The organism is Pseudoalteromonas distincta (assembly GCF_000814675.1).
Lineage (GTDB): Bacteria > Pseudomonadota > Gammaproteobacteria > Enterobacterales > Alteromonadaceae > Pseudoalteromonas > Pseudoalteromonas distincta.
Genome location: NZ_JWIG01000001.1, coordinates 698,005 through 718,188, shown reverse-complemented (window position 1 = coordinate 718,188; position 20,184 = coordinate 698,005). Strand labels below are relative to the sequence as shown.

Genomic DNA, 20,184 nt, shown 5'->3' with positions numbered 1-20,184 from the left:
ATGTGGTTTAAAAGTGCACATAATAAAAGCAAAGGTATATCTACACGCAAAGAGACACCTGCAGATACTTCAGACAAATCTGTTGTTACTAACGATACTGAAGTAAACGAACTGACTGAAACTATTGAATCACCTATCCAGTATTGGATAGATATTTGCGGCTTTGTAGAGAATGAGCAATTACTTATTCGCGGCTGGGCCATAGATCAAGAAAGCTCGGTATCAATTTCATTACTTGGTGAAGACAAAATACCAGTCTATTTGCAAAGTTCTGTGCGTGAAGACCGTGAAGATGTTTTAAGTCATTTAAACTTAAAAAGCAGAGATTTAACCCCAGGCTTTTTTCAATTGTACGATTGCGAGTTATTAACAGGCCAATTTTACTTGCAGCTTAAAAGTGATAAAAATGAATTAACGCTCCCTTTAGATATGACAGAGGTTAGTGAAGAAAAGCTAGCTAATACATATAATGAGTTTTTATCACTTCAACCAAATAGTAACTTAGGTAACCTAAGTGATGATTTTAACGAAATAGATGAAACAGACGAAATACAAATGCATGAAGTAGAAATGGACGACGTAGAAATGAGTTTAACAGCAGCTCATCAAGATAAAGTAGAAGAAGAACCTTCCGACATAGTACATTATATAGAACGAGTAGGGACTTTTAAAAATAAGTTTGTAATTATTAAAGGTTGGTGTGCAGATACAGTAAAAGACTCTGAAATTGTTTTTTCGGTTAAGCTACTAGACTCTCCTTTAAGGGTGCTTACATGTATTAAGCGAGAAAGGTTAGATGTAGCACAAAGCTTAAAACTAACAGGCACGAAAGAAAAGCACGGCTTTTTATTAATAGTAGAGCTAAATACCCCAACAAATAACAATTTAGAATTAAAGTTTGAAAGCCTTCAATCAGAAAAAGTGACAGACTTAGACGTTGCTAATGTGTTTGACCACAAAGAACTAGAAAATAAGCTGTTAGATACAAATAACTTTAGCTTAATTGAAGCTAGAAGGTGGTTGATAGAAAACTTAGGAGCAAGCTATTTTTCAGAGGTTAAAAAAGAGTTTGTTGATATAAATGAAGTGACAACAAACATACAGGTAGAGTCTGCAATAACATGCGGACAAAATGGTACTTTTTTTCGTGGCTGGATAGATAATCACTTTAATACTTTATCTGCAATTTGCGTAAGCAATGGTACTAAAATTAGCGAAAACTTACTGCCACTATTATGCCTAAAAGTAAGACCAGATGTTAATGATGCTTTTGAACACTTACCAAGTAATTATAAAGGCGGCTTTTATTGCTATAGCGCGATTAAAAAGGAATCATCAGAGCTTGCAATTTTGTTGTTCGAAAAATCTGGCGCGATAGTACGTATCCCGTTATCAGTTATGACAGTGAGTGATAACGAGGTAATGGCTACTCAGCACGTATTAGTAGACGTAGAGCCAACTAACAACAATGTTGTTGCATGCTATCAAGATCACATAATGCCTGCATTAAAAGGAATTTGGGCTGATAGAGTAGCGCTACCAGAACCTTCAGAAATTAAAACTTATGAATTTGGTAGCTTAAACACTGACCCAGAATGCACAATAATTGTACCACTATACGGGCGGTACGATTTTGTGTTACACCAAATAAGTCAATTTGAAAAAGACAGTACATTTAATAATGTAGAATTAATTTATGTATTAGATGACCCCCGCATAGAGCATGAGTTACTGCTATTGTGTGAAGATGTTTCGAAACTTTATTCAACTCCTTTTAAAGTTATAACATGCGGACGAAACCTTGGTTTTTCTGGTGCCAACAACTTTGGCGTGACCCAGGCAAAGGGAAAAAGGTTATTATTATTAAATTCAGATGTTATTCCTTCAGAGTCTGGCTGGTTACAGCGAATGCTAACTAAGTACAGTACTACAAACAACATCGGTGCGATGGGTGTTAAATTAGTTTATGAAGATGAAACCATTCAGCACATTGGTATGCAATTTAACCAAAGCCGCGAGTTTGGTGGAATATGGCTAAATGAGCACCAATACAAAGGAATGCCTGCAAACTTAGCTCCCAAATTTGAATTTAATAAATCAGACACTGTTACCGCAGCATGTTTATTAATAGACAAAGAAAAATTTGAACAAGTAGGGGGCTTTGAAACGCGTTATATATTGGGTGACTTTGAAGACTCTGACCTATGCTTAAAACTAGTTGAGCAGGGATATGAAAACTACGTGTTAGGTTCTGAAAAACTTTACCATTTAGAAAGGCAATCGCAATCGTTAGTTGACCAAGGCGATTGGAAATTCAAACTTACTTTATTTAATGGTTGGCAGCATACTGCACGCTGGAATAATATGATTAACGAATTAAGAGAAAAAAATGTCTAACAGTAAAGTTTTAGTAGTCTCACACGGGCACCCAGATTTAAGTAAAGGCGGAGCAGAAGTTGCTGCTTATAATCTGTATAGTGAATATAAAAAAAGAGGAATTGAAAGCCTATTTTTAGCCCGAACAGATATACAAGCGCATGGCGGCTCTACATTCTCTACTCGAAATGATGAAAACGAAGTGCTGTACCATACTGCTATGGGCGATTTTTTCTTGTTTCAGTCGGCTTATAAAAAGCATATTTGGCAAGACTTTAAGTTGTTATTAGAGAGCTTTAAACCGACCGTTGTTCATTTTCATCACTATATTCATATGGGGTTAGAAATGATACAGCAGGTAAAAAACTCGTTACCAGATGCCAAAATAATCGTTACCCTGCATGAATATTTAGCAATTTGCGGAAATAACGGCCAAATGGTGAAGCCGGGTCCACAAATGAAGCTGTGTTATAAAGCAGCGCCGAGCGACTGTGCAACCTGTTTTCCTGAGCGCTCTGCAGCAGACTTTTTCCTACGAGAAAAATACATAAAGTCTGTATTTGATAATGTAGATAAATTTGTATCTCCAAGTGACTTTTTAGTTGACCGCTATGTTGACTGGGGGCTGCCAAAAGAAAAAATAACCATGATAGAAAATGGTCAACCCAAGGCTGATTTTTTACCACCAAGGCAATTAGCTAAAGGCGAATGCCGTGGCCGTTTTGCTTTTTTTGGACAAGTAAATCCTTTTAAGGGGATTGATGTGCTACTGCAAGCGTTTAGTGCATTGCCAGAAAAGGTAAAACAGCAAGTCCACTTAGATATACATGGCGCTAACTTAGAGCACCAAACCGGTGAGTTTAAAGAAAAAGTTAAAGAGCTCTTAGGGGAATTAGAAGGTACTGTAACTATGCATGGCTCTTATGAGCCACATGAAATGCCAGGCTTACTAGCACAAACCGACTGGGTTATTATTCCTTCGGTATGGTGGGAAAACTCCCCTATGGTAATTCAAGAAGCGTATAAACATGGTCGCCCGTTAATTGGTAGTGATATTGGTGGGATGGCCGAAAAAATTAAAGATGGAGAAACAGGAATACTATTTAGAACTAAAAACCCTGTTGACTTAGCAAGTAAAATTAAGGAAGTTGTAAGTAATAGCACATGTTGGAAAAAGTATGTTGATAATATACAGGTTCCTATCACGATAGAAGAGTGTGCTGACATTCACTTAAAAGAGGTTTATTAATGGCCAAGCTCATTTTACATGTAGGTATGCCTAAAACGGGTAGTAGTTATATTCAAGGCGTACTGAATAAAAACCATAAAGTTATTGAAGAAAATGGCAATATTAGAATATTGGGGGGCATAAAGCCTCACCTCCTAGCTTGTTATTTAATTGACGATAGCCGCTTGGGAATAAGAACAGATATAAATGAGCTAAAAAAACAATACACTAATGACATTGAAGAATTGCTTAAAACCCAATCAGCTAACGCAGAAACGGTAGTTATTTCATCAGAGTATTTTATTTTATGTGGCATTAATAAATTAAAAGAATACTTTAACCGTATTTTTGAAAGTATTGAAGTGGTTATATCGGTAAGACGCCAGGATAAATTAATAGCCTCTGGTTTTAATCAAGATGTTAAAGCGCTAGCTAGAACTTCTAATCTTACATGGGATAAAACAAGCAGCCAGCATATGGATTACTGGGAGTACTGTGAAAAATGGAGCGCTGAAAGCATAGACGTAAAGGTAATAGATTACGATTATGTAAAAAAAGAAAAAGAAGGGCTGTTAATTAGCTTTTTAAATATATTAAAAATTGATTACAAAGCTATTCAAAATAAACTAGTAAGCCCAGATAGTAACTCGTCGAATTATTCTCTGAGCCATAGCGAGGTATTACTTAAATTAGCTATGAACCGTAACGGTATGGAGAATCAAACAGAGTTACTTGAAGAGTTTAGAAAGGACCTGAAAAAAAGCACAGAGTTTAAACTACCTGTAGCTTACGAAAAGGTAATAGCTGCAAATTACAAACAAAGTAACCAAAAGTTTATAACTAAGTACCTACAAAACAATACTAATAGTGAATTGAGTTTCCATAATGTGAGCCCGGTTAATACACCAAATAGCTTTTCATGGAACCCATTGAATGGTGTTGAGGATGTACTCGAATTTATATTAAAAAAAAATACAAGTGGAACAAAATGAAAATAGCTTTTTTGGGTGAAGATCCTAACTTCCGTTCAGCTTTAGTTGAAACTGAAGATGCATACAAACGCTCTGGATTAAATGTTGGTAACCATGCTTTTTGGAATGCTGTAGATAGCCATATAATTGGTGAGAGAGAATATTTAAATAATTGGGGTTTTAATCCTAGCTATATCCGTGATAATTTCGATATCATTGTTATTCCTGCCTCTAATTTTTTACACCCTGATCGTGACCTTGGTGCTTTAGCCGATAAGTTGCAAAAAACAAAGCTGCCTCTACTCGTTATTGGCATCGGTGCACAAGCCCCCGCTACCGGCTCTAAAATAGCTCTAAAAGAAGGTACGGAGCGTTTCATTTCTGTTTTAAAAGATCAAGCCCTCCATATCACGTGCCGAGGTAGCTACACCGCAGAAGTACTTCATAGCTACGGTGTAAAGCAAGTAACGGCTTTAGGTTGCCCTTCTAACCTTACAAATCTAAGTAACAATTTAGGGGTTACTATTGAGAAAAAGCTTACAGAGGTTTTAAAGGGCGAAATACCTGAACCAAGTATCCTACTTAATGTTGATACACACCGTAAAAAGTTTTATGCAGAGTACAGAAAGTTAATTGAGCTAGTATGCAAAAATAGCTTTAACGTTGTGTGCCAAAATCCACTTGAGATAGTTAAAGCAGCAAGGGGTGATGATTATGATAAGTCATGTCCTCATATGCAATTTCAAGAAAAGCTATGGAAAAATTTATATACATCAGGCAAGTTTAAACAATTTATAACAGACAAGTTTGTCACTTTCTTTGGTGCAAACTCTTGGATGGAATATTCCAAAAAGTTTGATTTATCTATTGGTACCAGACTCCATGGCAATATGCTTGCGTTCCAATCTGGCGTACCATCAGTTTTCCTATCGCATGATAGCAGAACAAGTGAGCTGGTCGATATAATGAAATTGCCTAATTGCAGTATCAAAGATTTAGAATTCACTTCGATCGAAGAGATATATAAAAAATTGAATTTTTCAGGCGTCGATTACGATACGAATCGAAAATTTTTAGCTAAAAAGTATGTCGAAATTATAGAGTCAACGGGCTTAACTGTGACAGCAGCTCTGAAGGAGTTTAGCGATGAGTCTTAATTGGTCATATGTTGGACCAGATCATGGGCAGACTATATACCCAAAGAACAGTAGTGAATTTCAGCGACTATATACTGGAAATACAGGTAATTTAGTTTATTACTATGCCACTCGTTGTTGTATTGCTTTCTCCAACCGAAAATTTGGCTTCGGCGCTAAGCCTGAAATTATTAATAAGATTGGTAATGGTTTAGTATTTTCTCTTGCAAACCAACTTGGTTCTCATACTGATCTTGGAAAAAGAGGTATGAGGCTTGAACAATTAGACGTTCCTGTTGTGGGGCTTGGCTTAGGTGCGCAAATTAAAGAACAAACTGAAGATTTAAGTTTTATTCCTCAGGGGACGGTTGATTGGATCAGACAATTAACAGAGCGGTCTATAGGCTCTTCCCCAAATTTAACTGTAAGAGGCGATTATACTTACTCCATTTTAGAAAAGTTGGGTTTAGCTGATAAAGCATTACCAATTGGTTGCCAGACAAATTTTATAAACCCAAATGCTAATTTAGGTAAAACTATAATAGATAGATTCAACTCCACAGGTATGAAAAAAATATCCATAGCAGCTGGGAGTCCATATAACAAAGATTTTTCAAAACTTGAAGGATCTTTACTAAATTTAGCAATCAATAATAAAGGCCGCTATATTGTTCAACACCCTATGGATTTGATCAATGTAACTATTAATTACTCAAAAGAAGATTTTAAACACTCTTTTGAGCGTATTTTACCATTTTATCAAAAACTTGGCTTTTCCGAAGAAGAGCTCGTCGAATCGATTGAAAATAAATTTAGAGTATTTGTAGATCCCACCCAGTGGATGCTCGAACATCAATATTCGGATATTGTTATTGGTACACGTATTCACGGCGTTCAATCTGCTCTTCAGGCTGGGGTGCCAGCAATTTGTTTATATATAGACTCTAGAACTAAAGAATTATGTGAAAAAATGAAAATACCACACGCAAATGCTAGAAACTATCCACAGGGAATAAACCAAGGCAATATCAATCAAATAATTAATGATTGGAATTACGAAGATTATGATATTTCACGCGTAAAGTTAGCTCGTCAATTTAAAGAGTTTCTTAAGTTAAATAATATTAATCCTTCTACTAGTTTGACGAGCTTAGCTAACGCTAGTTAAGAATTTATGCAAGCTGATGATTGTGAATGTCGTTATACTTCTTAGGTTTTTAATGCTCAAACTGAAAACTTTGAACGCACAATAAGTATTATAGGATTTAATTATGAAAAGAACAGTATTTGCCTTGGGGACTTGCCGGCTTATGGCTACTATGAAGCACTTGCATAGACAAGGTAAAGTTGACTTAGCCAATATAAACTCTTCCTGGTATGCTCATAACATATTGGAAATAAATCAAAGAATAGCTTTAATGGCGGGGGAAAAGAGCATTCCAGAAGACATACACCATTTAGTTGTAAATAGCGATAGTTGCTCTTCTAGTCTAAGTTCCGTAGAGTGCTTTCAATTCCCTGGTATTGCTCTAATTGAAGTGTCTACTCTAGCCTATAGAACTTTTGATGGTGTACAGTTACATAGTACATGTATTTCTAAGGCCAAATTCAATGACGCGGAGAACTATATTATGCCTCTTGAAAATTTAGAAACCGAAATAATGGGGCTATTTGGTTATTTCAAGAAAATAGTGTTGGTATGTAATATAGAAAGAGACAAAAATTTAATCGAATTGGATCCTTATAGAGTAAATTTAAACTTAATGCTTAAGTCATTGTCTGAAAAATATGACAGTTTATCATTATTTAACCCAAATATCTTTTTAGAACAGTATGATGCTTCAGAATTACTTGTTGATCGTGATCATTTTAAACCCAAATTCGTGCGAATTTTACTAACTGAATATAATAACTTTATAAATGGAATTGATCTAAAATATGATAGATGACAGTTTATCCGAAACTTTCTTACTTGAAAAAGATGTTTGTTATTCTGAGGACGTTAAAACAGGAGTTTCTTATTATTACTCTAAGTTAGACGCAATTACTGAAGGGCTTTCTGTCAATATAAAGCATGGTAATGATAACAAAATCTATTTTGGTAAAAATTGTACTATTTTAAAATCTCGAGCCTTAATCGCAGGTAATGGGAATACTGTAATATTTGGGCCTTATTGTGATTTGAGTAATTTAGATATACGGATAAAGGGAAATAATAACACGATAATTATAGGTGCTTTTACGAGTATTGGAAGTGCTAAGTTAATAGCTATAGGAGGGAAAAGTATAAATATTGCTCCTTTTTGTATGTTTTCAACAGGGGTAATAGTTGATACTTCTGATCACCATTCTATTTATAATTTAGATACAGGATTGAAAATTAATATAGATGCTGATGTGAAATTAAACGAGAAAGTTTGGATTGGTAGAAATGTTGTAATAAATAAGGGCACAGTTATAGGAGCTAATACTGTAATAGCTCAAGGTTCAATATGTACCGGTAGTATAAATTCAAATTCAATTTATGCAGGAGTTCCAGCCCGGCAATTAAAAAGCAATATTACTTGGTCTAGAATGCCAGCAAGTAGTATAGAAGAGATGGAAAGCTCCGCTAGGAATGCTAGGTGGGAAGAAAAAGTTGCTAATCTTAAAAGTTATCTTGCTGTAAGCTCTATTGACAAATAAAGGAAGATAATAGATGCAAATCACTTTAGAGGACTGTAATGATTTACAAGTTGAAAATGGGGTTGTAATTCTTAATGATAGTACTTTATTTTTGCGACAAAAAAATAAAGCCCAGAAACAATTTGATTATATGCTTGGTAATATAAAACTTAGCAAATCTAGTATTGAAAATTTTCAAGAAAATATGGCGAGTAATATAAGCTTTACCACAGCCAATAACTGTAAGTATCATCATATAATCTTCCCAACAAAGGCTATGGCTTATATTGCTGACTTTTCAAATTTAGGTTTGAGCATTTACCCTATTGTCAAAGATGAACACCTAACCTATAAAGTCTATTATCCTAATGCAGCAAGTTTAAAAAAGGATTATTACGTAAAGGATGGTAATCACTGCTCCTGTATTGGGTACTTTAGTATAGTAGAACCTGTTTTGAATAAATTAGGCTATAGTTTTCAAGATATTGTTTTTCAATTTGTTACAACTAATAGACTGGGTGACTTAGGTCGAATGATTGGTGCTCAACCAATAAAGCGGAAGTATATCTCCGGCGCCATTGGTCATGAAAATATACAAAGTTTTTCGAATTTAGCTGCTTTGAAAGGTAATACAGGTGAATTTCGTATAAAAATTAATAATGATGCAGTATATAAAGAAAGACTACTCCTGTTTGGGGATAGTTTTTTTGTAGGGTGTTTAACTATTCTAAGTGCGTTATTTGAAGAAGTTATATATGTCAGGAAACCTTATGTTGATCAGGATTTTTCTAATAAATTAAAGCCAGATGTGATACTTACAGGTAATGCTGAGAGGTACTTGGCTAATGTTCCTGATAGTCGTGATGATAAGCCTTACTTTTTAAGTTTAATTAACCCAACAGTCGATATGTCTAAATTAAGCCCGGAAGATACTGAAGCTATAAATATGGTTTTTTTACCTAGAAACTCGCAAAGGTATAAAACATGGAAAAAGAAGTTCTTTGAATGAATTTAAAGTGCAGACCTTTATCATAATTTTTTATAATTGCAGAGGTAGGTTGTTTTTAACGATTATTACCCCGTTGTAAAGACGAATTTTTTATTAAAGAGTTTGTTGACTATTATCTCTGTGAAGGGGTAGACCATATTTATATCATTGATGATGATAGTAATGATAAGTCTATCTATAATGATGTAGAAAAGTACAATAACGTAACGATTTTTTTTGAAAAAAATATCATAAAAAGTAACTTTGCATCTTGTGTTTATAAGCAAATTCGAGAGCTTTTTGGATGGATTGCATATATAGACGTTGATGAATTTATTACATCGAATAAACATAAATCACTTAGGTTAGTTGATATAATAAAGACTGAATTTTATGCAGTTGATTGTATAAAAATCCCCTGGGTGATGATGTCATCTAATGGAGCAATTTCTAACCCAAAAAGTATACTACAAGCTAAGGTTTGGCGTTGGAATCACGATATTAAGCACCCGCATACGGTATCTAAATTTCGTTGTAGGTATGAAAAAATTGAGGTTAAATGTATATTTAAAACAGCATCATTTACCAATATATTCGACCACCACCCTCTAAACTCTAGCACTCCAGCTATCATAGTCGATTCTGTCGATAAAAAACCAAGTAAACTTGATTCTTTTTATGAGCAACTAACTGAAGAAAAAATTAAACAAGCGCATTTAATATGCTAGCACTACCGTATTATTTCTAGGCAAAATAATCTCAGTAAATTAAAAACTAATAAATGGTGACACTTTGAGTGACTTAGAAAGTAGCGGTTACCCAGAAATATTTGATGATTCATTAAGGATAAGGTCTATGCAAAGTCAACCTGTTATTGTGTGTACGGGGTTTCATAGGAGCGCCACCTCAACATTAGCCAATTACCTAGCTAATGCTGGGCTAGATTTAGGCGAAGACTTAGTTGCCCCTCATATAAGTAATGTTAAAGGCCACTACGAAGATTTAAAGGCCGTAAAGTTACACGATGAGCAGCTAAAAGCTGTTGGTAGTAATTGGCAGTTCCATGATGAAGTAGTACTAGACCCAGGGCCTGATTTTTTATATGAATATATTAATGCACGCTCGGCCAAAAGTTATAGTTGGAGTGTTAAGGACCCAAGGGTTTGTTTGTTTTTAGAGCAGTGGGAGCAAGCGCTTGGTAGCTTGGGCAGCTACGTTTTTATTGTGCGCCATTGGAGCGGCTGTATTGAATCTTTACTTAATAGGCATAGCCGTGAGCTTGCTTACGGACTGATGGATGTTACCGGCGAAAACCTCCATTTAAAAATTTGGGCGCAACCGGACATTGCGGCAAAAGCATGGCTTGCTTATAATAAGCGAATGCTTAAATTTGCTAAAGCTCACCCTGATAAAGTGATTTTGTGTACGCAACGAGCTTTATTTGAGGGAGCCCCAATAATAAACAGTATAAATACACGCTTTGGATTTGAACTTGATACTAATATAGAGCCGCCATTTGATAGTAGTTTATTTAACGATAGCGCATCTACAAATGTTAAAGACTCACTATCATTAGCATTACAAAGACAGCTTGATTCTGTTTGGGAGGAGCTACTTAATATTGCTAATTTTAGTTCTGCGAATGAATTGCCAGCTTATTCTTTTTCTGCAGAGCAGGATGAAAAGTATTACTTAGAATATAAAGATAAGGTAACAAAGCTTAGTGTAACAGCATCGGTTTTTAATAAATCACTACTTAAAAAAGAGGTTGATATATCTTTATTAAGTACATTAGATGAGAACATATGCATTGATTACTTAGTTGACCTTAGGTCTCAATCAATTGATGAACAAAGCTTAAATAAAGTTAAGGTGCATTTTAATGAGGCTGTTGGTAAAGTGCAGCTTGAATTAGCACGGTTACTTCAAGTAAATAAACGTTTTATTGATGCTATACATGTGTATCACAAGTGTATTGCGCTTGGTACTAATTACCCTTATGTAAATATGTTACTAGGGGAGTGCTATCAAGCTATAGAAGAATATGAACTCGCTTTGTACTATTTTGATAAAGCGATAGCCGCTAACCTAAAAAATCCTACATTTTATGTGAAAAAAGCAGGCTGTTTAATAAAGCTAAGTAAGCCTGAACTGGCAGAAAATGAATTTTTAATAGGGATTAAACTACTTGGTTACTTAGCACCCCTCGCTCTAAATTACAGTGAGTTTTTAGTTCAGCAAGACAAAATTGAACTTGCTTTAGAAGTGCTGGCACAGTCAGAAAAAACACACCCTGCTGTATTAAGTAAGATTGCGCACTTAAAATTAGCACGCGATTACAAATCAGGGGTGAGTACTTATTATGAACTTATGGCTCAACAAGTTAAAGGAAAAAATAAGTTTAGCTGGCTCAACAAAATAACAAGTAATATCAGCTGCGCCAATGCAGAGCGTGATTTTGTTGTACGCTGTTTTAAGCATTGGGCGAAGCTGTAAATTATTTTTTACCCTTTATATTAATGAAAAACTATCACTATGAAAAAAACTCTGATTACGACCTCGCTTAGGTTAATACCTAAAACACTTCAAAACAAAGCTTTGTGCAAGGCGTTAAATTATTTATTTTTAAGTGCGCCTTTGGGTAACTTAAAAGGTCAAGTTGTTAAGCTAAACGTGACTGATATAAAAAAAAGCTGGTTTGTAAGCTATGGCGATGCAGGTTTTGAAGCTACTAAGTTGCGTAAAGTAAGCGCGGAAATAAAAACTAAGCTTAATGTAGCAATGAGCTTAAATGATAAACAAGTGATTATTAACGCGCTAAAAAACGATGAGCTACAAGTTACGGGCGAGCCAAACTTAGCAGAGGCTATAACTAATAGCTTATATGCGCTTGACGAAAAGCGCTTAGAAAGCATATCAAACCATTTATTTTCGTTTTTTAATATAAAGAACAAACAACCCCAAAAAGCGCCGCGTTTAGATATACATAATATTAAAGATAGTGATTTAACTGATCCGCTTAATGTGGATTTTATTCGTGATGAAGCTATGAGGCTTGAAAGTACAGATTTGAAAAAAGCATTGCAATTAATGCTGTTAGCTCAAAAAGTTCGCCCTAATGGCAAGGTAATTAATAATAAAGTGAAGACCTACCAAGCCAAGCTAGCCACCACAAACTAATAACATGTTTGGTTTTGTACCCTATAAACAAGGGATTAAGACATTGTTATCACCACAGAGAACACCGAGTGCACAGAGAAGTAAAAGAGAAGAACTTTTTCTCGGTGTAGCGCGCAGCGCCTCTGTGCCCTCGGTGGTAGATTTATTTTTAAATATACAACGAAAGTGATTTAGAGACTATTATCACCACAGAGAACACCGAGTGCACAGAGAAGTAAAAGAGAAGAGCCAATAACTCCTCGGTGGTAAATTGTTTTTGGCTAAAGCTCATAAAGTAATTAAGACATTGTTATCACCACAGAGAACACAGAGTGCACAGAGAAGTAAAGATAAGCTCTAATAACTTCTCGGTGTAGCGCGCAGCGCCTCTGTGTTCTCGGTGGTAGATTTATTTTTAAGTAAAAAACTAAAGTGATTTTATCACCACAGAGCTCACAGAGAAGTAAAAGAGAAGCTCTAATTACTCCTCGGTGTAGCGCGCAGCGCCTCGGTGTTCTCGGTGGTAGATTTGTTTTGGCTAAAGCTCATAAAGTGAATAAAACATGTTATCACCACAGAGAAGTGAAGGAGTAAGATCTGATAACTCCTCGGTGTAGTGCGCAGCGCCTCGGTGTTCTCGGTGGTAGATTTATTTTTAAGTAAAAAACTAAAGTGATTTTATCACCACAGAGAACACAGAGTGCACAGAGAAGTAAAGATAAGCTCTAATAACTTCTCTGTGTAGCTGTTAGAGCTGGCTTTTCTGCTAAGTTAGATTTTAAAACCTCGTAACAGTAAAAATTGCTAAAAACAAATAGTTAATCTATATCTACTGAATTAATACAAATAGCTTCAATACTAAATTAAAAGGTAGTTATGGAAGACTTATTAACTAGAAAAGTAATTGGTTGCGCAATAGAAGTGCATAGAGCGCTGGGGCCAGGGCTCCTAGAGTCTACCTATGAGCGCTGTTTTATGTATGAGCTTCACGATGCTGGCTTACTAGTTAAAAACCAAGTACTTCTTCCAATAAATTATAAAGGTAGAGCAATAGATGCTGGTTACCGGCTAGATATTTTAATACCAGGTGAATTAATCATAGAATTGAAGGCTGTTGATAAACTACTACCAATCCACTCCGCTCAACTAATTACATATTTAAAGTTGTCTGGTATTAAAACCGGGCTATTAATAAACTTCAATCAAGTTAAATTGTTAGATGGCATTAAACGAATTAGCGTATAGCATCATTTAATTACTCCTCGGTGTAGTGCGCAGCGCCTCTGTGCCCTCGGTGGTAGATTTATTTTTAAATATACAACGAAAGTGATTTAGAGACTATTATCACCACAGAGTGCACAGAGAAGTAAAGATAAGTTCTAATAACTTCTCGGTGTAGCGCGCAGCGCCTCTGTGCTCTCGGTGGTAGATTTGTCTTGGGCTAAAAGTTCTTAAAGTAATTAAGACATTGTTATCACCACAGAGAACACAGAGCTCACCGAGAAGAAAAAGAGAGGCTCTAATTACTCCTCGGTGTAGCGCTTAGATGGTAACAATACTTTAATTACTACAAAGGCAACACAAGGGAAGTGGGGCAAAGCATAAGCATAGGTTTGCACCAGATTAACTGGTGCATAAACCATCTCTACTAAATCTTATATAATTATTTGAAGAGCTAGTAGCCGCTTTGGATTAATTTACCAAAGGGTCCAAAATGTTTTTAGGTAAATTATTAATACTGAAACGCTCCCAATTATTAGCGACTTTACGATTAGATAAAACTTTACCAGAAGGCTCTGCACACAAATAGCATTCTTCAGTTTTTATTAGGTAGTAGCCGTCATCGGTATGAATTAATTCGGAAAGGCTTTTAAAGTTATTATTAGCACTTTTCGTAAGACCTTTTTTTGATATAAATAAAGGAACTAGATCAGTTTTGTTTTTTATAGTAAAAAACGAAACTTGGTTTGAAGCGGATATATTCAATGCAACTAATGATAGGTTGTCGTTATGGGCCTTGGATTCATTTACCGTAGTACATTTATTTTTAATATGATCAAAATATAATGCTTTCCCAGCTTTACTTTTTATTTGCTTACATTTTTCTTCTTTTAAATTATTTTTTAGTGATAACTCCATAAAGCCTAGAGTGTATTCATTGACTTTATTAATAATAAATGAGTCTTTAGGGCTTAGCTCTAATGCAATTTTCATCAGGTTTAGTGCCTTTTCAAGGCTTATTTTTTCTAAAGCTAAAGCTGAATCTCTAATTGTATTAATATTCTTTTCTGATTGCTTTTTTATGGGTTTTACTTGTGGTGAAGTGACAAGTTTTTCAAGTTTTTCTCGGCTTTTTAGTAGTGTTTTATTTTTTGGTTTTTTTACTAAAAGTTTAGTGTAGTAATAGCTAGTTGTTCTGAGCAATTTACCTTTTTTTCTTAGGTTTGTTATATCTACTTCTTGTTTATTTATGAAGTCATTTAACATTTCTTTAATTAGATCGGAATGCTGTGCTAAAAAATAATATCCTTGGCTATGCCCGTATCCATACATTTTTATATGTTTTAAATTAGGGAATCTATTTGCATGTTTTACGTCAATTGGATTGAGGGGGTCGTATATTACAAAACCCTTGCACTCCCCCATATTTACGTCTCCGTAAGGGCCTGACCAATCTAGGTGCTGTGAAGCTTTAGTTGTAGCTTGGTTGTCCCACGGAACTAGAGCTATATTTTTTGTACTGACTGGATGAAATAAAATTGCATGATCTAATTTTAGCGCGTTAGCATAAGCCCCAATTCCAAATCCGCCCTTACTATTTGCGTACCCTAACCGTATTTTAAAAGGCTTTAATGCAACCCCTAACTTTTCTATAAATGCTGAAAATTCTGGATGCATAAAATAGTTATCTTTATGGGCTCCTAGTACACCAAAACATACAATATTTATATCGTATCGACATAAAAAGTTAAAATTAAAAGGGGCAATATTCGGATTGTTATTGATTGTTTCTCTATTGGGGGGAAAAGTGATTACAATTGGCTTATTTAAGTCTTTTATTCTGTATTTGTAATACATGTCTGCGACAGTATCTTGGCCATTGTGTACTGTACTTAAATCAGCATTTTTTAGCACTTCCAATATTTTCACGGTATCTCCCTTTACGTTCAATTATATTTTTTATGTATGAACAGAAGTACTACAGACTCCTTTTCATAAAGCTTTTTATGGGCGTATTCTATATGTATCATCATGATGACGTAAAGATTTTATAACTCCTCGGTGAAGCGCAGCGCCTCGGTGTCCTCGGTGGTAGTTTTGTTTTTTGTAAAGTGAATAAGACATTGTTATCACCACAGAGAACACAGAGAAATGAAGGAGAAGAGCCAATAACTTCTCGGTGTAGCGCGCAGCGCCTCGGTGTCCTCGGTGGTAGTTTTGTTTTTGTAAAGTGAATAAGACATTGTTATCACCACAGAGAACACAGAGAAATGAAGGAGAAGAGCCAATAACTTCTCGGTGTAGCGCGCAGCGCCTCTGTGCCCTCGGTGGTAGTTTTGTTTTTGTAAAGTGAATAAGACATTGTTTCACCACCGGAGTTTTTAGGGTCTGTCACTCAACCGGTTGACTTTTTATGGAATAAACTAGAAGAGTGTATTAATGAGCACCCAAATAAAACTATCGTTTTGAGTGCTGAGCACTTTAGTTCAAGGCTAAGAGAGCATGCACTAAAATACATAAGAGATTTTTTTGAAAAGTTAAGTATTACGCTACAGATAATAATATATCTTAGACCTCAAGCTGACTATATAGAATCATCATATTCAACTGAAATTAAAGCAGGTAGCCCTAAGGTTTTTAAAAAGGTTATGGAGCAGTATCAGTCACAGTCTTTGCGATATGACTATGAACAGCTTATTGATCTTTGGGCAAGTTTTTTTAATAAAGACTCAATTAACATTATTCCCTATGAAAAATCATCTATTGGTGATGATATAAGGCTTAATTTCCTATCGGCTATTGGAGTTACAGAGCTTTCTGGACTGGATTTAGCTAAGGCAAAGCTTAACGAAAAATGGAGCAATCCAATGTTAGAGTTTGCTCGATTAGCTAATGCAAGAATGACGCATATTACTGGCCAACAGAGGTTAGACTTTTTAACATTTGCCCAAGAGATAATTGATATTGAGTTAAATCCACAGCCATCACATTTAATGACTATTGAGCAAATACAACGAAGTTATGGCATATTACGAAAGTTCTAATGCTAGAATGTGCAAAAAATATATGCCTAATAGGCAAGTGTTATTTACGGATGAAGTAAAGTTAAATCCATTTAGAGAAACTGTATCAACCCCTTTTTTAACACAGTTTGATTTTATTAAAATTATTTATACATTATTTTTAAAAGGGTATAAGTAAACCGTTGGCTAGTTTAAGTTGTGGTTTACTATTTTTAGTACATAACATAAACTAACTCCCTCGACTCAAGGATGAAAAGTTGCTGTAATTAAAGTGGCTATTGAATTCCGGTGAATATATTTTAGTTTTAACTATCATGGTATTAATCAAAATGGAAAGTATTGCAGAACTGCAAATTTCACAAGCTCGTTTTTCGTCTTTTGGCACTTCGTTTATGGGTCCTACGCTGAGCTTTTTTTCGCATAATTTAGCAAAAAGTACACCTAAAAACACCCCACTTTTCTTTCTTGCTAGAGAAGGGTATTGGCTCGAAAAGGCTTACCAACAGTATTTATCGGGTAGTGACAAACAAGGTAATAGTTGTTATTTACTAGCATCACGCGCCTTTTTATTTAAATTACTTTTGAGTGATAGCAGAAGCTATGAGTATTCTTTAAAAGGTGACTTTAATGGCTCTTTTTTTGACTTAATGCGCACGCGTTTTTTACTTTCAAATACAGAAATACGGCAAGTGTTTAGTGACGATATTATTCAGGAACTTTTATATTTACCTCACGACAGAAAAAAAATAATAGACGTTTTAACTCAACATAAAGAGTTACTTGATAACGTTATTTCTTCTATTAAAAAACCCTATTTAGCTTATTTAGCATCATTAGGTGTTACTGCTCAAAGTACACTTCATTTAGTTGATTTAGGTTACTCAGGGACTATTCAGTCATTACTGACTATTTTATTGGATAAAGACACGGTTGGTCATTATCTAATATCTTCTAAACCTGGAGAACATCGCATAGCCGATAACACAGCAACAATGAAAGGCTATTTAAAAGAAGGCGTGAAATTAGGCGAGGGATACTTGCCATTGGACCGTTCTATGTTTTTGGAATCTTTGTTAACAGCGCCTTTCGGGCAGTTTAGAGGTATTAGGTTTAATACATTTGATAAAAATACGTTTGATTTTTACTATGGGCGCAAGGTGTCATCACAACGTTACTTTTATGAATTAGAGCAAGTTATGGCTGGAGCACTTGAGTATTGTCACCATACAGGTAAGCATCAAATAGAGTTTAATAGTGATGAGTTAGAGCTGCTACTAAATAATTATTTAAGTAAGCCGAATATGATTCCTAGAAGCACTAAACATATATTTGATATTGACGATGACGTGACAGGTAATGGTACCGTCAATGCACTACAATTTTTTGGTTTAGCATAATGATAAATAAACAACTTATAAAAAAAACGATGCCGGGTGTATTTAACTTTGTTAAAAACCAGCCACAATTATTTAAATTAGCAAAGCGAGTTGATGAACGGATACAAACCCGTGAGTACGCTAAATTAAACGCTAATGATAAAGGGTATACAGCTAAAGATATTTCATATTTGCTAAGTAGAGCGAAGCAGGCCGGTTTATTTGATTACGCTTGGTATAGCGCGCAGCAGTGTCGTACATTTAGCTGTGAGCTTGAAGCCTTTGAAGATTACTTACATAAAGGAAAATTTAGCTGTGTTAACCCAAGTCCAAATTTTGATACAGAGCTTTATTATAAATGTAATACAGACATATATTTACAAGGCGAACATGCATTAGTCCATTACTTAAACCACGGTCAGCAAGAAGGACGTACATCGCTACCTGCCACTCAAAAATGGCATCCAAAAGCAATACAAAGTACTGCCGACGGTGAGGCTACCTCATTAAAAATAGCAATGTGTTTCCATGTTTTTTATGGTGAGTTTATTGATTACTACTGTGATGCTTTGGCTAAATTTCCACAATCAGTAGATGTTTTTGTGAGTGTCGCTAGTGATGAGCTTGCTAAAAAAGCAACAAACGATTTCGAAGCTTGTGCAAAAGTAAATAACGTGACGGTAAAAGTAGTGCCTAACCATGGTCGAAATTTTGGACCTATGCTTGTTGAGTTTGCAAGCGAGCTACAAAGCTATGATTTGTTTTGCCATATGCACTCTAAAAAGTCTCTGTACTCAGGTCGAGCTCAAACACAATGGGCAGATTACTTAGGTGAGTATTTGTTAAAAGACCAGCATGTTATTAAGCAAGTACTTAATCATTTTAACGATAACCCTAAAAGTGGTATGTATTACCCAACCTCGTTTTGGATGATGCCTGATTGGGTTAATCATTGGCTGAAAAATAAGCCTCATGCACAAAAAATAGCAAAAGAGTGGGGCATAGAGTTAAGTGATGACTTTTTATCTTACCCTGCTGGTGGCATGTTTTGGGCAAGGCCTGATGCATTAAAGCAGCTTTTAGATAAAAGTTATAAGTATGATGACTTCCCTGCCGAGCCGCTCTCTAATGATGGTTCAGAACTGCATGCGCTTGAGCGAATGCTTGGTCTACTGGTAGAGAAAAACGGCTTTAAACAACTATATTACTATCCAAAGTCGGGACAGTTAACGTTTGATAATAGCTTTATTTTAGCCCAATACGTCAACACTCAAGAGAATTTACGCCACCAACTTGGTGCATTTGATCATATTAGCTTTGACGTATTTGATACGTTAGTGAGGCGCAAGTATCACGCCCCAGATTATGCTAAGTTATTACTCGGGAAGTCTCTTGTAAAAAGTAAAACAGTAAGTGATGCCCATAGCTTTGTTAAAGCACGCAATAACGCTGAGTTTGAAGTTAGAAAAGAAAAAAACTTTATTGGCGACGTTGATATTTTTGAAACATATCAATACTTGGCAAACCAACTAGGCTGGACTAAAGAGCAAGCTGTACAGTATGCCGAACAAGAATTTGCCTATGATTTAGATATGATTGTGCCTAAAGACGAAATGGTTGATCTATTTAATGAGCTTATAATAGGTGGCAAACACGTAACGGTTGCCTCAGATACTTACTATACGCAAGACCAGGTGTCGCTGATGCTTGCTAAAGTGGGGGTCAGTGTTGGGTTTGAGTTATTGGTGTCAAGTAACTTGGGTAAGCGTAAAGACAACGGTACTCTTTGGCAGCATATATAAAGAGAGCCTACCAGCAAAACAAAGTTTTATTCACGTTGGTGATAATGCTGTCGCTGATGCACAAATACCGGGCGATTTTGGATTGCAAAACTTGCATATTCTTAACCCATTAGATAAGTGGCACGCAGGCGGGTTTAAAAATCCATTTGTGGGTGATTCAAGTTTAGATGAAGCGCAGATCCTCAAGTGGGGGCCGCTGGTCAGTGATTTTGGCCGTTTTCCGTTTTTAGGTGAGTAGTA

Annotated in this window: 16 protein-coding genes; 15 read left to right on the top strand and 1 reads right to left on the bottom strand. The window is 35.5% G+C overall.

Features of this window, described 5'->3' with window-relative positions; all coding sequences use genetic code 11:
• The 11 genes from QT16_RS20410 (at position 1) to QT16_RS03170 (ending at position 13,767) form a co-directional block, all read left to right on the top strand.
• Positions 1 to 2,397, top strand: a complete 2,397-nt coding sequence (locus QT16_RS20410) for a glycosyltransferase family 2 protein (protein ID WP_052201196.1) — start codon at positions 1 to 3, stop codon at positions 2,395 to 2,397.
• On the top strand, positions 2,390 to 3,625 hold the full coding sequence (locus tag QT16_RS03220; RefSeq protein WP_039485618.1) for a glycosyltransferase family 4 protein: 1,236 nt from the start codon (positions 2,390 to 2,392) through the stop codon (positions 3,623 to 3,625). The genes QT16_RS20410 and QT16_RS03220 overlap by 8 nt, the downstream gene beginning before the upstream one ends.
• Positions 3,625 to 4,596 (top strand): hypothetical protein, encoded by a 972-nt coding sequence (locus tag QT16_RS03215; protein ID WP_039485615.1) that lies wholly within the window; start codon positions 3,625 to 3,627, stop codon positions 4,594 to 4,596. Before QT16_RS03220 ends, QT16_RS03215 begins: the two co-directional genes overlap by 1 nt.
• The gene (locus tag QT16_RS03210) at positions 4,593 to 5,732 is read left to right on the top strand and encodes a polysaccharide pyruvyl transferase family protein (RefSeq protein ID WP_039485613.1); all 1,140 of its coding nucleotides are present in this window, start codon (positions 4,593 to 4,595) and stop codon (positions 5,730 to 5,732) included. The genes QT16_RS03215 and QT16_RS03210 overlap by 4 nt, the downstream gene beginning before the upstream one ends.
• A complete protein-coding gene (locus QT16_RS03205; protein ID WP_039485610.1) occupies positions 5,722 to 6,879 on the top strand; it encodes a polysaccharide pyruvyl transferase family protein in 1,158 nt (385 codons plus the stop codon). The genes QT16_RS03210 and QT16_RS03205 overlap by 11 nt, the downstream gene beginning before the upstream one ends.
• A gap of 103 nt (positions 6,880 to 6,982) precedes the next feature.
• Complete coding sequence (locus QT16_RS03200) at positions 6,983 to 7,660, top strand: hypothetical protein (protein ID WP_039485607.1); 678 nt, start codon at positions 6,983 to 6,985, stop codon at positions 7,658 to 7,660.
• On the top strand, positions 7,650 to 8,396 hold the full coding sequence (locus QT16_RS20405; RefSeq protein ID WP_052201195.1) for an acyltransferase: 747 nt from the start codon (positions 7,650 to 7,652) through the stop codon (positions 8,394 to 8,396). The genes QT16_RS03200 and QT16_RS20405 overlap by 11 nt, the downstream gene beginning before the upstream one ends.
• 13 nt (positions 8,397 to 8,409) lie before the next feature.
• Positions 8,410 to 9,384 (top strand): alginate O-acetyltransferase AlgX-related protein, encoded by a 975-nt coding sequence (locus QT16_RS03190; protein WP_039485604.1) that lies wholly within the window; start codon positions 8,410 to 8,412, stop codon positions 9,382 to 9,384.
• Positions 9,385 to 10,218: 834 nt separating this feature from the next.
• The gene (locus QT16_RS03180; RefSeq protein ID WP_039485598.1) at positions 10,219 to 11,859 is read left to right on the top strand and encodes a sulfotransferase family protein; all 1,641 of its coding nucleotides are present in this window, start codon (positions 10,219 to 10,221) and stop codon (positions 11,857 to 11,859) included.
• Positions 11,860 to 12,000: 141 nt separating this feature from the next.
• A complete protein-coding gene (locus QT16_RS03175; protein WP_161792774.1) occupies positions 12,001 to 12,543 on the top strand; it encodes an SCP2 sterol-binding domain-containing protein in 543 nt (180 codons plus the stop codon).
• A gap of 855 nt (positions 12,544 to 13,398) precedes the next feature.
• Entirely contained in the window at positions 13,399 to 13,767 is a 369-nt protein-coding gene (locus QT16_RS03170; RefSeq protein WP_039485591.1) for a GxxExxY protein, read from the top strand.
• A gap of 447 nt (positions 13,768 to 14,214) precedes the next feature.
• Here QT16_RS03170 and QT16_RS03165 read toward each other — a convergent pair whose 3' ends face one another.
• Positions 14,215 to 15,672 (bottom strand): hypothetical protein, encoded by a 1,458-nt coding sequence (locus QT16_RS03165; protein WP_152609334.1) that lies wholly within the window; start codon positions 15,670 to 15,672, stop codon positions 14,215 to 14,217.
• 536 nt (positions 15,673 to 16,208) lie between these two features.
• On the opposite strand from QT16_RS03165, the gene QT16_RS03160 reads away from it, so the two are divergent.
• From QT16_RS03160 to QT16_RS20970, 4 genes are all read left to right on the top strand, one after another.
• Positions 16,209 to 16,787, top strand: coding sequence for a hypothetical protein (locus QT16_RS03160; RefSeq protein WP_039485586.1), 579 nt, complete (start codon positions 16,209 to 16,211; stop codon positions 16,785 to 16,787).
• Between the two features lie 308 nt (positions 16,788 to 17,095).
• Complete coding sequence (locus QT16_RS03155) at positions 17,096 to 18,163, top strand: HAD family hydrolase (protein ID WP_238719406.1); 1,068 nt, start codon at positions 17,096 to 17,098, stop codon at positions 18,161 to 18,163.
• Positions 18,163 to 19,944, top strand: a complete 1,782-nt coding sequence (locus QT16_RS03150; protein ID WP_238719405.1) for a rhamnan synthesis F family protein — start codon at positions 18,163 to 18,165, stop codon at positions 19,942 to 19,944. The genes QT16_RS03155 and QT16_RS03150 overlap by 1 nt, the downstream gene beginning before the upstream one ends.
• Positions 19,877 to 20,182, top strand: coding sequence for a hypothetical protein (locus QT16_RS20970; protein ID WP_238719413.1), 306 nt, complete (start codon positions 19,877 to 19,879; stop codon positions 20,180 to 20,182). Before QT16_RS03150 ends, QT16_RS20970 begins: the two co-directional genes overlap by 68 nt.
• Positions 20,183 to 20,184 lie beyond the last annotated feature (2 nt).